The organism is Serratia sp. CC22-02, from assembly GCF_900182895.1.
Classification (GTDB): domain Bacteria; phylum Pseudomonadota; class Gammaproteobacteria; order Enterobacterales; family Enterobacteriaceae; genus Serratia; species Serratia nevei.
In genome coordinates, this window is sequence record NZ_FXUD01000008.1 from 1 (window position 1) to 12,046 (window position 12,046).

11 protein-coding genes are annotated in these 12,046 nt (G+C 61.4%); 5 read left to right on the top strand and 6 right to left on the bottom strand.

Annotation, left to right across the window (positions count from 1 at the left end; translation table 11 throughout):
- Positions 1-150: transketolase-like TK C-terminal-containing protein (locus tag QOL81_RS21275; RefSeq protein WP_419426544.1), on the top strand; the 150-nt coding region annotated here is incomplete at its 5' end.
- 69 nt (positions 151-219) lie between these two features.
- Here QOL81_RS21275 and brnQ read toward each other — a convergent pair.
- The 3 genes from brnQ to QOL81_RS21290 all read right to left on the bottom strand — a co-directional run bounded on the left by brnQ (position 220) and on the right by QOL81_RS21290 (position 2,999).
- The gene (gene brnQ, locus QOL81_RS21280) at positions 220-1,542 is read right to left on the bottom strand and encodes a branched-chain amino acid transport system II carrier protein (RefSeq protein ID WP_203088649.1); all 1,323 of its coding nucleotides are present in this window, start codon (positions 1,540-1,542) and stop codon (positions 220-222) included.
- Positions 1,543-1,754: 212 nt separating this feature from the next.
- On the bottom strand, positions 1,755-2,636 hold the full coding sequence (locus QOL81_RS21285) for a 2OG-Fe dioxygenase family protein (protein ID WP_038871106.1): 882 nt from the start codon (positions 2,634-2,636) through the stop codon (positions 1,755-1,757).
- A 30-nt stretch (positions 2,637-2,666) separates the two neighbouring features.
- Positions 2,667-2,999 carry a tRNA-binding protein gene (locus QOL81_RS21290; protein ID WP_283440018.1) on the bottom strand — a complete coding sequence of 111 codons (333 nt, stop codon included), beginning with the start codon at positions 2,997-2,999 and terminating at the stop codon, positions 2,667-2,669.
- Positions 3,000-3,291: 292 nt separating this feature from the next.
- On the opposite strand from QOL81_RS21290, the gene QOL81_RS21295 reads away from it, so the two are divergent.
- The 4 genes from QOL81_RS21295 to QOL81_RS21310 all read left to right on the top strand — a co-directional run bounded on the left by QOL81_RS21295 (position 3,292) and on the right by QOL81_RS21310 (position 8,375).
- The gene (locus tag QOL81_RS21295) at positions 3,292-4,209 is read left to right on the top strand and encodes a DMT family transporter (protein ID WP_283440019.1); all 918 of its coding nucleotides are present in this window, start codon (positions 3,292-3,294) and stop codon (positions 4,207-4,209) included.
- A gap of 166 nt (positions 4,210-4,375) precedes the next feature.
- Positions 4,376-5,464, top strand: coding sequence for an ABC transporter substrate-binding protein (locus QOL81_RS21300; RefSeq protein ID WP_060441366.1), 1,089 nt, complete (start codon positions 4,376-4,378; stop codon positions 5,462-5,464).
- 78 nt (positions 5,465-5,542) lie between these two features.
- Positions 5,543-7,312, top strand: a complete 1,770-nt coding sequence (locus QOL81_RS21305; RefSeq protein ID WP_060422728.1) for an ABC transporter permease — start codon at positions 5,543-5,545, stop codon at positions 7,310-7,312.
- Positions 7,305-8,375 (top strand): ABC transporter ATP-binding protein, encoded by a 1,071-nt coding sequence (locus tag QOL81_RS21310; RefSeq protein WP_070913833.1) that lies wholly within the window; start codon positions 7,305-7,307, stop codon positions 8,373-8,375. Before QOL81_RS21305 ends, QOL81_RS21310 begins: the two co-directional genes overlap by 8 nt.
- Before the next feature lie 30 nt (positions 8,376-8,405).
- On the opposite strand, the gene QOL81_RS21315 is transcribed toward QOL81_RS21310, so the two are convergent.
- Genes QOL81_RS21315 through QOL81_RS21325 form a run of 3 tightly spaced genes read right to left on the bottom strand, consistent with a single transcriptional unit; the run spans position 8,406 to position 12,033 of the window.
- Positions 8,406-9,371, bottom strand: coding sequence for a PDR/VanB family oxidoreductase (locus QOL81_RS21315; RefSeq protein ID WP_049235030.1), 966 nt, complete (start codon positions 9,369-9,371; stop codon positions 8,406-8,408).
- Positions 9,372-9,412: 41 nt separating this feature from the next.
- A complete protein-coding gene (locus tag QOL81_RS21320) occupies positions 9,413-10,861 on the bottom strand; it encodes an NAD-dependent succinate-semialdehyde dehydrogenase (protein ID WP_283440020.1) in 1,449 nt (482 codons plus the stop codon).
- A gap of 47 nt (positions 10,862-10,908) precedes the next feature.
- Positions 10,909-12,033, bottom strand: a complete 1,125-nt coding sequence (locus QOL81_RS21325) for an aromatic ring-hydroxylating oxygenase subunit alpha (RefSeq protein ID WP_019455611.1) — start codon at positions 12,031-12,033, stop codon at positions 10,909-10,911.
- Positions 12,034-12,046: the final 13 nt, after the last annotated feature.

Below are 12,046 nucleotides of genomic sequence, written 5' to 3' on the forward strand. Positions count from 1 at the left end.
GCGGACTACTGGTACAAGTACGTGGGCCTGAACGGCGCCATCGTGGGCATGACCACCTTCGGTGAGTCGGCGCCGGCGGAGCAGCTGTTCGCCGAGTTCGGCTTCACCGTGGACAACGTGGTGGCCAAGGCGCAGGCGCTGCTGAAGTAAGCGGCCTGGCGCAAGCCGATAAAAAAGCCGGTCATCGTGACCGGCTTTTTTTATGGGCGTGACCCGTGCTTACGACGCGACGTTGGCGCTTTCGACGCTGCGCAACCGGTCATAAGCCGCCGCCAGCAACAGCACCAGCAGCGTAGGCTGCAGCCAGACCAGCCCCTGTTCGGCCAGCGGCAGCTTATCGAACCAGGCGGGCAGCAGGCCGCTGAAGCTGGAGGCTTTCAGGCCGTCGGCGAGGCCAAACACCAGGCTGGTGGCGATCACCGGCGCGAAGACGCGCTTGGCGCTGCGCCAGCGGTTCTGGCTGAAGCTGAGCAACACCAGCGCGATGCAGGGCGGATAGATCGCCGTCAGCACCGGTAGCGAGACGCGGATCAGGTTGGCCAGCCCCATGTTGGAGACCAGCATGGCGAAGAGGGCGAGGATAACCACCAGCGTGCGGTAAGAGAGCGGCAGGTAGCGAGAGAAGAAGTCCGCGCAGGCGCAGGTCATGCCGACCGCCGTCACCAGGCAGGCGATGAACATCAGCACTGCCATAAAGACGCTGCCCAGATCGCCGAAGGTGTGTTGCACATAAGCGTGCAGGATTGCCGCGCCATCCTGAGCGCCACTCTCGACCAGGCTGCCGCTGCCGGCGCCGAGTTTGAACATGCAGATATAGACCAGCGTCAGGCCGACGCCGGCGATCAGGCTGGCCCACAGGGTGTAGCGCAGCAGCAGGCCGCTGTCGCTGACGCCGCGCGAGCGGGCGGCGGTGACGATAATCGAGCCAAACATCAGCGCCGACAGCGTGTCCATGGTTTGATAACCCTGCACGAAGCCGGTGGAAAACGCCGATGCCTGATAGCTGCCGACGGCGGAGACCGGTTCACCGGCGGGCCAAACCAGGGCGGCGATGCCGAGCGCGGCCAGCGCCAGGATTTTCAGCGGCGCCAGAATATGGCCGACGTTATCGAGCAACCGGCCGGGATACAGCGAGACGATCATCGCCAGGGTAAAGAACAGCAGGCTGTAGATGAACTGCGGCAGGGTGCCGTCGCCGGTGAAGGGCGCGATGCCGAGGGCGAAAGAGACATTGGCGGTTCGCGGCGTGGCGAACAGCGGGCCGAGCGCCAGATAGCAGACGGTCGCCAACAGCAGGCCGGCGGTGCGGCCGATGGGGCCGGTCAGCAGGCTGATGCTGCCGCCGACGCGCGCCAGTGCGATCACGGCGATCACCGGCAAGGCGACGGCGGTCACCATAAACCCGAGGGCGGCCGGCCACAGATGTTCGCCGGACTGCAGCCCCACCAGCGGGGGGAAAATGATGTTGCCGGCGCCGACAAACAGGGCGAAGGTCATAAAGCCCAGGGCGATAATGTCTTTCGGGGATAAATTCTTGGTCATAACGGTATGGCACTGCCTGTATTCATGAAATAAACGGCCTGCTGCGGAATGGATAACTGCAGAGGGCAGGCGCAGAGGGCAGCGAGCGCCCGCAAAATTTTCGTCCGGCAGGATATAATAATTCGGCGAGAAAAACCTGATTAATCCAGCGCTGTTTATCCTGGCGTGAACCGGCCGCACAGAGGGATCATGGCGGCCGGCCCGGCTGCGCGTTAGCTCGCGCGCGCCACCATGTCTATCGACAGCGGGATTTCGATATGCGGTTTGAAAGAGTCATACGCGAAAGAGACGTGGCCGTCTTCGACCGGTTTGCGGGTGAAAAAGATCAGCATATCGCGGGTCGAATGCCGGCGTTTGTCCTGCGCTTCCACCGGTGAGAGGCTGTGTTTGCGTTCATGATCGACAATCAGCAGGGTATCGAGGAAATGCCGATGCTGTATTTCGCCCAAAATCCATTCCGGCCGGGCCCGATCAAATTTGATCCCGCTGGTTTCGCGCATATCGTGAATAAAGGTCTTGGCGCTGTCGTCGGTCATGTTGTCGCAGCCGAGGAAGGTCGTCATGGTGTGGTCGACGCCGTCGCTGTGCACGCCTTCCAGCGCCGGTTCGCCCAGCATCTGCGGCGTGGTGACGGTGCGCAGGTTGAACACCGTGCAGACGAATTTGTTGATCTCCTGATTAAGCCGGGCGCGCGGCGTCACGCTCACGCCATCGATCACGTAGGCTTTGAATTTCATCAGCGCCTGGAATGCCGTATTCAACTGCAGATCGTCGTTGATGCCGCGGAAGTGGCGCACCTTGCCCGAATCGTAACGGATGAAGTCTTCCTCGACCGAGAGCACGAAAGGCTGGAATTCCAGCCGCTCAATCTGGGCGCGATCGAAGTCGAAACAGAAGCGGCCGTTTCTGGACTTGCGGAAAGGCAGCGTGGGATCGTCCGCCAGATTGCCGCTGACCTGCTGCAGCTTGGCGAAATCTTCCGGCCGCGCGCCCAGCGCCAGCAGGATCGCTTGCATGGTGGCGCCGGGGATAAAGGCTGAACGGTGTTCCTGATACGCCTTCTTAACTTCATCAAGCAGGGATAACTGTCGCATTTCTCGGGGGCCTCACGAATGATGTGGCGATTATAAAATCTTGCTGCCGATCTCCACGGCGAAGTCGGTTTTCAGCAAGACGGTGCCTTGATCCCGGGTGACCGCGGCAAGTACCAGCACTTCGGATTTAAATCCAGCAACCCGCCTGGCGGGGAAATTAACGACGGAGATGACTTTTTTGCCGAGCAGATCATCTTCCTGATAGTTTTCGCATAATTGCGCCGAGCTGTTTTTAATGCCAATTTCTTCTCCGAAATCAATGCGCAGCTTATAGGCGGGCTTTAACGCCTTGTCGTTATATTCCACGGAAATAATTTCGCCAATACGCATATCCAGTTTCATAAAATCAGTGATTTCGGCCATAAGTCAGTCCAGTTAATTAAGTGGCTTCAGGAAGGCTAGCAAAGGGGAATTATTCCGACAACGCCGCCAGGAGGGGAATAGTTATACCGGATGTAGCAATTAATTTACATTGTCGTAACGGGGTGGGATTAATTATAAGCTTGGTGAATTATATAAAATTGAAACGTCATGATTTCCCGCAAGTGTGTTCATTACGCAGGCTTGGGGGGGCGGTGTCGGTGCTGTTAAGCCGGTGTTAAATTGGTTAGTATGTTCCGCATTAACTCATCAGCCGCATTTTTCAGGTAGTGATATGGAAATAACCCAGCGCGAAAAACGCGATCGGCGAAAGGCATTTATCGCGCCGTTTTTCCTGATATTAATTTGGTCGACCGGTTTTATTGCCGCGCGGGCGGTGGCGGATCATGCCGATCCCAACCTTTTCCTGACTTTGCGCTTTTTGATCGCCGCTGCGGTATTCGCCCTGCTGGCGCTGCATTGCGCCTGGCCCAAGGGGCGACAGTTCGTGATGCACCTTCTGACCGGCATGCTGATGAACGGCGTTTATCTCGCCGCAAGCTGGTGGGCGGTGGCGAACGGCCTGGCGGCCGGGGTGATGTCGCTCATTGGCGGATTGCAGCCGCTGTTCACCGCGCTGATTTTCGCGCTGGTGCTGCGCAAATCGATAGGATTGCGTTCCTGGGCTGGGCTGGCGGTTGGTTTTATCGGTGTTGCGCTGGTGCTCTCCCCTCGGCTGACCGGTATCGACGTCGGCAATATGGCGCTGTTGCCGATTCTGATGGGGTTTGGCAGCATCGTCGCGCTGACGATCGGCATCATGGTGCAGAAGTCTTCGCTGGCGGCGGCCGATCTGCGGGCGGCAGGCGCCATTCAGCACCTCGGCGCCGCGATCGTAACCGGCGTGCTGGCGGCCGTGATGGGCTCTGGCGCCTGGGACAATTCGCCGACGCTGTGGTTCTCGCTGCTGTGGTCGGCCGGCGTGTTGTCGCTGGGCGGCACCGCGCTGTTTATCTGGATGGTGCGCCACGGCGATTTGACTCGCATTACCGCGCTGATGCTGCTGGTGCCGCCGGCGGCGGCACTGCAGGCGTACGTGCTGTTTGACGAGGCGCTGTCGCTGCTGCAGCTGGCAGGATTTGTGCTGACGCTGCTGGGAGTCGCCATCGTACAGCGAATTCGCCTGCTGCGGCGCTCTCGCTTGGCCGAATAGTCTGCAATAAGAAGTGCCGTAAAGCCCGCGCTGCCGGGCTTTTTTATTGGCTGAAAAATGGCCAACCTCACAAAACGGAAAGATAACAAAGCAACGGCGTTGCCTCGTCACACTTATTAACTATATGTTAATTTTTGGTTTATTAAATGTGATCAGGGGATGGATGATGATGAAAAAAATCAGCGCTACCGTAGCTGCAATCACCTTACTGGGCTCCGTTTCCGCCTATGCGGCCTTCCCGGCGGGCTACCCCGCCGACTATCAGAAACGGGTCGACGGCGCGAAGAAAGAAGGCAAGGTGGTGATTTACTCGACCACCGACACCAAGGCGGCGGCGCCGCTGATCCAGGGGTTCGAGGCGTTGTATCCGGGCATTAAGGTGGAATACAACGACATGAACAGTACCGAACTGTATAACCGCTTCATCAGCGAGCAGGCGGCCGGCGGCACCAGCGGCGACGTGGTGTGGAGCTCGTCGATGGACACCATTTTGAAACTGGCGGGCGATTACGCACAGGAATACGCCTCCCCCGAGCAGGCTCAGCTGCCGAAATGGGCGGTATGGCAAGATAAGGTGTATGGCACCACCTATGAGCCGGTGGTGTTTATCTATAACAAACGCCTGATCCCGCAAGGCGATGTGCCGGATTCGCACGCGGCGCTGGCTAAACTGATCGCCGGCCAGACGGACAAATTCAAGAAGAAAGTCACCACGTACGACATCGAAAAATCCGGCGTCGGCTTCATGCTGTCGGTGCAGGACTTCAAGGCCGATCCTAACTACTTCAAAACGCTGGCCGACGTGGCCAAGGGCGGGCTGGCGGTACAATCCTCCACCGGCACCATGATGGAACGCGTCTCCTCCGGTGAAAACCTGATCGGCTTCAATATCCTCGGTTCGTACGCCGAGGCCCGCGCCAAGAGCGATCCGTCGCTCGGCATCGTCTATCCGAAAGACTATACCCTGGTGCTGTCGCGCGTGAGCTTCATCAGCAAAGAGGCCGGCAACCCTAACGCCGCCAAGCTGTGGTTCGACTACGTGCTGTCGGAAAAAGGGCAAAATATTCTCGCCAATCAGGCGGATATCCCCTCGATCCGCAACGACATCGAAGGCAAGAACGACATTGACGGCATGACCAAGCTGCTGGGCAACGCGCTCAAGCCGATCCCGGTCGACGATAGCCTGCTGGAATACCTGCAGCCGGCCAAACGCCTCGACTACATCAAACAATGGCGCGCCGCTGCGGCGAAATAACAGGGACTGCATTCGGACGCGCGCCTGCCTTAGAGGCGCGCGCCCTTTGGTCGGCGTTTACAACCATAGGGAGCATTTATGCAAGCATGGCGCAGAAAGTGGCAGAGCCTGCCGCGCGGCCTGGTGGTGTTGATAACCGCACTGGTTATCTATGTCCCCCTGTCGTTTATCATCATTCAAAGCTTCCTCTCGGCACCGTTCTTCTCTCCCTCCAAGGTCTTCAGCCTGGAGGCCTTCGAGTTCATCTTTACCGATCCGGATTTCTACAAAGCGCTGAAGAGCGGCTTTATTCTGGCATTCGGGCTGGTGATCATCGCCATCCCGCTCGGCGGGATTTTGGCCTTCCTGATGGTGCGCACCGATCTGCCGGGGCGGCGGATCATCGAGCCGCTGATTCTGGTGCCGATCTTCGTGTCGCCGATGGTGCTGGGCTTCGGCTACGTGGTGGCGGCGGGGCCGGTGGGCTTCTTCTCGCTGTGGGCGGAGGCGCTGCTGGGCTTCGTGCCGTGGAATATCTATTCGATGGCCAGCATCGTGGTGATTGCCGGATTGACGCACGTGCCCCACGCGTATCTGTATATCTCCTCGGCGCTGCGCAGCGTGGGCTCCGACGTTGAAGAAGCGGCGCGCACCGCCGGCGCCACGCCGCTGCAGGTCATGACCGCCGTCAGTCTGCCGATGGTGCGGCCGTCTATCCTGTATGCCGGAGTGCTGCTGTTCTTCCTCGGGCTGGAAGTGTTCGGCCTGATGCTGGTGTTGGGGGACCCAGAGGGCAACCTGGTGCTGGCGACCTACCTGTACCAGTTGACCAACAAGCTGGGCACGCCGTCTTACCACCTGATGGCGGCGGTGGCGGTGGTGCTGATCTGCATTACCATTCCGCTGGTGATGCTGCAGCGCCGGCTGATGCGCACCGCCAACCGTTTCGTCACCGTCAAGGGCAAAGCCTCGCAGGCCCGTGCGCTGCCGCTGGGCAAATGGCGCTGGGTGGCCGGCGCGGTGGTGGTGTTTTGGCTGACCGTCACCATCGGCGTGCCGCTGATCGGCGTGGTGCTGCGCGCCTTTATCTCCAACTGGGGCGTGGGCGTGTCTGTTTGGGACGAGCTGTCGATCAACACCTTCCGCACCATCTGGGCGCAGCCCAACCTGCTGCGCGCCATCGTCAACTCAATGGCGATTGGGGTGATCGGCGGGGCGTTGGCGGTGGCGTGCTACCTGTTTATCGGCATCGCCATGCACCGCAAGCCGGATGGTGCCACGCGCTTCCTCGACTACAGCGTGCTGGTGCCGCGTGCGGTGCCGGGGCTGCTGGCCGGCCTGGCATTCCTGTGGGTGTTTCTGTTCCTGCCGATGTGGCTGGACAAATCGCTCAAGGAGGGCTGGCTGTCGGCGCTGCCGATGGCCGAGTGGCTGCGTGCTAACTGGATTGTCTGGCTGCGTTCGCTGCGCAGCACCATCTTCAGCGTCTGGCTGGCGTACACCGTGGTGTGGATGGCTTACGGCCTGCGGCTGATCTCTTCCACGCTGCTGCAGGTGGGGCCGGAGCTGGAGGAGGCGGCGCGCAGCGCCGGCGCCAGCCGCGGCCAGGTCACCCGTCACGTCACCATTCCGCTGTCGCGCTACGGCCTGATCGGCTCTTGGCTGCTGATGTTCCTGATCTTTGAGCGCGAATATTCTACCGGGGTGTATCTGCTGTCTCCGGGCACGGAAACCATCGGCTCGATGCTGGTTTCCCTGTGGGCCGCGGGCGCTATCGATATCGTCGCCGCGCTGTCGTTCATCAATATCCTGCTGGTGGTGCTGGGGTTGGGGATCGCCTTGCGCTTTGGAGTGAAACTACATGATTGAACTTTCGGTAGAGAATCTGCATTTGACCTATGGCGACAACCCGGTGCTGAAAGGGGTGTCGATGGAGCTGAAACGGGGCGAAGTGGTCTCGCTGCTGGGCCCGTCGGGCAGCGGCAAAACCACGCTGCTGCGGGCGGTGGCCGGGCTGGAGAAACCGAGCCAGGGCCGAATCGTCATCGGCAATAATGCGGTGTACAACGGCAGCGCGCGCAGCGAAATTCCCGCCGAAGAGCGCAATCTGGGGCTGGTGTTTCAGTCCTATGCGCTGTGGCCGCATAAAACGGTGTTTGAGAACGTCGCTTACCCGCTGAAGCTGCGTAAGATCGCCTCGGCGGAAATCACCCAGCGGGTGCAGGCGGTGCTGGATCAGCTCGGGTTGGGGCATCTGGCCAAGCGCCATCCGCACCAGCTTTCCGGCGGCCAGCAGCAGCGCGTGGCGATTGGGCGTGCGCTGGTCTACAACCCGCCGGTGATCCTGCTGGACGAGCCGCTGTCCAACCTTGACGCCAAGCTGCGCGAAGAGGCGCGGGTATTCCTGCGCGAGTTGATCATCAAGCTCGGCCTGTCGGCGCTGATGGTGACCCACGATCAGAACGAGGCGATGGCCATCTCCGATCGCATCCTGCTGCTCAATAACGGCAAAATCGAACAGCAGGGTACGCCGCAGGAGATGTACGGTTCACCCACCACGCTGTTCACCGCCGAGTTCATGGGCAGCAACAACCGCTTGCCGGGCAAGATCGCGGCGCTGGAAGGCGACCGGGCGCGCATCGAAGGCAAGGACTGGGCGCTGTGGGGCAAAGCGGGCGAAGGCGTGCAGGTTGGCCAGGAGGGCTCGGCGGTGATCCGCGTGGAGCGCGTGCGGTTGGGCGAAGATCCGCAGGGCAACCAGCTTGAGCTGCCGCTGTTGACCAGCATGTACCTCGGCGATCGCTGGGAATACCTGTTCCGCACCGTGGCCGAGGATTTCGTGGTGCGCGCCTATGGCCACGAGGCGCGCGATCAGGCGCTGTGCCGGCTCTCCCTGCCGGCTGAGCATCTGTGGATATTCCCGAAAGCCTAATCAGGACGCCCGCAGGCGCGGGCGCTCCGTTTACAGATCCAGCACCAGCCGGTTGCCCTTGGCGCGCGAGCAGCAGATCAACAGGGTTTGCTGCGCCGCGCGCTCTTCGTCACTGAGATACTGATCGCGGTGATCGGCTTCCCCTTCGACGATGCGGGTTTCGCAGGTGCCGCAAATGCCTTCGCGGCACAGGCACTCGACCTTGGCCGCCTTGCTGTTTTCCAGCGCCTGCAGGATGGTCATGTCTTCCGCCACTTCAAGCTCAATACCTGAGCGGGCCAGCACCAGCGTAAAGGCACCGCCCGCCGTGTCTTCGGCGGCGAAGGCTTCGCTGTGCAAGCGACCGGGGGCGATGCCCAGTTCGGCGGCGATCCGGTAAACCGCTTCGTTCAGCGCCGCCGGGCCGCAGACGTAGATATGGGCACCGGGTTCCACGTCGGCCAGCGTGCGCGCCAGATCCAACCGGCCGTTAAGGCTGGAGACATGGCAACTGACGTTGTCGGTGAACGGCGCTTGCGTCAGCTGCTGCTGGAAGGCGTTGTGTTCCTCGCTGTGGAAGCAGTAGTGCAGATGATAGCGTTGCCCGCTGCGCTGCAGCTCGTGCAGATGGGCCATAAACGGCGTGATGCCGATGCCGCCGGCGATCAGCACGTGATGCTGCGCCTCTGGCGCCAGCGCGAACAGGTTATTGGGGGTGCTGATGGTCAGCGTATCGCCGATCGCCAGCCGATCGTGCATGAAGTCGGAACCGCCTTTGGAAGGGGACTCACGGCGCACGGCGATCTGGTAACGGTCGAGCTCGAACGGTGAGCTCAGCAGCGAATAGGCATTGCTGTAACGCTGCTCGCCGTCCTGCATTTGCACGATGATGTGGCTGCCGCCGCTGAAGGCGGGCAGCGGCCGGCCTTGCGGATCCGCCAGGGTAAAGCGCTTGACCTGTGCGGTGACGGGTTCGATGTCGACGACGCGAACATCAAGCATCTGATAGCTGGTCATTCATTGGCTCCAAAGCGCGGGCGTCCCCGCGCATGAAAAAGTTATACCGCCTGGCACAGGTATTTGAGCTCCAGATAGTCTTCGATGCCGTATTCGGAACCTTCACGCCCCAGACCCGACTGCTTCACCCCGCCGAACGGGGCTACCTCGTTGGAGATAAGGCCGGTATTGATGCCGACCATGCCGTACTCCAGCCGCTCCGAAACGCGCCAGATGCGCGCCGCATCGCGGGTGTAGAAGTAGGCGGCCAAGCCGTAAATGGTGTCGTTGGCCTGGCGGATCGCCTCGGCTTCGTCATCGAACACCACCAGCGGCGCGACCGGGCCGAAGATCTCTTCTTCCAGCAGCAGCGAGCCGGGCTGCACGTCGCCCAGCACCGTCGGCGTGAAGAAATTGCCGCCCAGCGCGTGCGGCGTGGCGCCGGTCAGCACCTGAGCGCCTTTGCTCAGCGCGTCATCGAGCAGCTCCAGCACCTTGTCGCGCGCCTTGCGGTTGATCAGCGGGCCGATCTGCACGCCGGGTTCGAAGCCGTTGCCGACCTGTAGCGCCGCCACGCGGGCGACAAACTTCTCGGCGAACTGTGGGTAAACGCCGCGCTGCACATAGAACCGATTGACGCAAACGCAGGTCTGCCCGGCGTTGCGGTATTTGGCGATCAGCGCGCCTTCCACTGCGGCATCGATGTCCGCATCGTCAAACACGATGAACGGCGCGTTGCCGCCCAGCTCCAGCGACACTTTCTTGATGGTGTCCGAGCTCTGGCGCATCAGCAGCCTGCCCACCGGCGTGGAGCCGGTAAAGCTCAGCTTGCGCACCTGCGGGTGGCGGGTCAGCTCGGCGCCGATCGCCTGCGAGTTGCCGGTCACCACGTTGAACACCCCGGCGGGAATGCCGGCGCGCTCGGCCAGCTCGGCCATCGCCAGCGCCGAGTAAGGGGTTTCGTTGGCGGGTTTGACCACCAGCGTGCAGCCGGCCGCCAGCGCCGGCGCGGCCTTGCGGGTGATCATCGCCGTCGGGAAGTTCCAGGGCGTGATCGCAGCGCACACGCCGATGCCCTGCTTCAGCACCATCAGGCGTTTATCACCGCTCGGCGAGGGAATGATGTCGCCATTGGTGCGCTTGGCCTGTTCGGCGAACCATTCGATAAAGGAGGCGGCGTAGCGGATCTCGCCCAACGACTCCGCCAGCGGCTTGCCTTGCTCCAGCGTCATCAGGCTGGCCAGATCCTGCTGGTGTTCCAGCATCAGTTCGAACCAGCGGCGCAGCAGCTGGGCGCGTTGCTGTGCCGGCAGCGCGCGCCAGCCTTCCAGCGCCTGCTGGGCGGCGTCGATCGCCCGCTGGGTTTCGGCCGTCGCCATGTTGGGCACGCTGCCGATGAGTTGGCCGGTGGCGGGATCGCTCACCGGCAGGGTTTCCTGGTTGTCGGCATCGCGCCATTGCCCGTTGATGTAGGTCTGTTGGCGGAATAGCGCCCGATCGGAAATATTCACAAAGAACCTCACAAGTCAGGGGGAGGGGGCCCGTGGGCCCCGTCGCATCAGGGTTGATAAACCTGCGCCAGCAGGTTGTGGAAGTGGGCGATGCCGTGTTCGCTGACGCCGCTGCCGGCGCCGTCGGCCATGATGCGCCCCTGGCCGCGATAGCCGCGCGATTTGAGGCCTTTTTGCACGCTCTCCACCAGCCGCAAATCTTCCGGGCGGAACACGTCGCGGTACCAGTCGATCAGTTTGAGCTGCTCGTCGCTCAAATCGGCGTTGGTGAAGTAGATGTCGTAGTGCTGCAGGGTGGTTTCTGCATCGACCGGGAATTCATAGATCACCGTCATCATGCCTTCCAGCGGCGGCATGTTGAACATGGTGCACGGCCACAGCCAAATGCCGTGGAAGCTGGCTTCTTTTCCCTCTTCAAACTTGAACGACTGCTCGGAAGGGCGGGCGTAGCCGAACTGCAGCGTCCAGTTGCCGTGCAGGGTGTGCCAGTAGCGGTCGACCTGCACCGAGTCGGCGAAGCCGGGGTGCGCCGGGCCGCAGTGGTAGCACTCGAGATAGTTGTCGACGATGTTCTTCCAGTTGGCCGGGGTACGGGTGACGAAGCGCGCCGCCAGCTTGAGATCGTCGACCTGTGGGCAGGCTTCGCGCACTTTGGCGCCGAGGCCCGGCAGCTGGTCTTCCACCGTGCCGGCCTGCGAGTCCAGATTGACGTAAATAAACCCGGCATACTCTTCGACCCGCACCGGCATCAGATGCGAGTTTTCCTTATCGAAGTTCTGCACGTTTTCGCAGTTGCGCGCGTGTGCCAGTTCGCCGTCCAGCTTGAACGCCCAGGCGTGATAAGGGCAGGTGATGACGTTTTTCGCCCGGCCGTCGCCCGCCAGCAGCTGGTGGCCGCGGTGTGGGCAGACGTTGTAAAAGGCGCGCAGCACTTTGTCGCGGCCACGCACCACCAGAATGTTTTCACCGATGATCTCGCGGGTGATGTAGTCGTTCGGTTCGGCGAGCTCGCTGCGGTGCGCCACGCAAATCCAGCTGGTGGCGAACACCTGCTCTTTTTCGTGCTCGAAGGCCGCCTGGTGGGTATAGAACCGGGCCGGAATGGTGTAAGCCTCGCGGGCGTCGGCGCAGAAATCTTTCGGTAAGGTAAATTCAGGGATCAGAGTGCTCATAAGTTAACCTTCC

Bases quoted from the DNA above. Each gene is read 5' to 3' on its own strand.
- brnQ (WP_203088649.1), bottom strand. From the start codon at position 1,542: ATGACCAAGAATTTATCCCCGAAAGACATTATCGCCCTGGGCTTTATG.
- QOL81_RS21285 (WP_038871106.1), bottom strand. From the start codon at position 2,636: ATGCGACAGTTATCCCTGCTTGATGAAGTTAAGAAGGCGTATCAGGAA.
- QOL81_RS21290 (WP_283440018.1), bottom strand. From the start codon at position 2,999: ATGGCCGAAATCACTGATTTTATGAAACTGGATATGCGTATTGGCGAA.
- QOL81_RS21295 (WP_283440019.1), top strand. From the start codon at position 3,292: ATGGAAATAACCCAGCGCGAAAAACGCGATCGGCGAAAGGCATTTATC.
- QOL81_RS21300 (WP_060441366.1), top strand. From the start codon at position 4,376: ATGATGAAAAAAATCAGCGCTACCGTAGCTGCAATCACCTTACTGGGC.
- QOL81_RS21305 (WP_060422728.1), top strand. From the start codon at position 5,543: ATGCAAGCATGGCGCAGAAAGTGGCAGAGCCTGCCGCGCGGCCTGGTG.
- QOL81_RS21310 (WP_070913833.1), top strand. From the start codon at position 7,305: ATGATTGAACTTTCGGTAGAGAATCTGCATTTGACCTATGGCGACAAC.
- QOL81_RS21315 (WP_049235030.1), bottom strand. From the start codon at position 9,371: ATGACCAGCTATCAGATGCTTGATGTTCGCGTCGTCGACATCGAACCC.
- QOL81_RS21325 (WP_019455611.1), bottom strand. From the start codon at position 12,033: ATGAGCACTCTGATCCCTGAATTTACCTTACCGAAAGATTTCTGCGCC.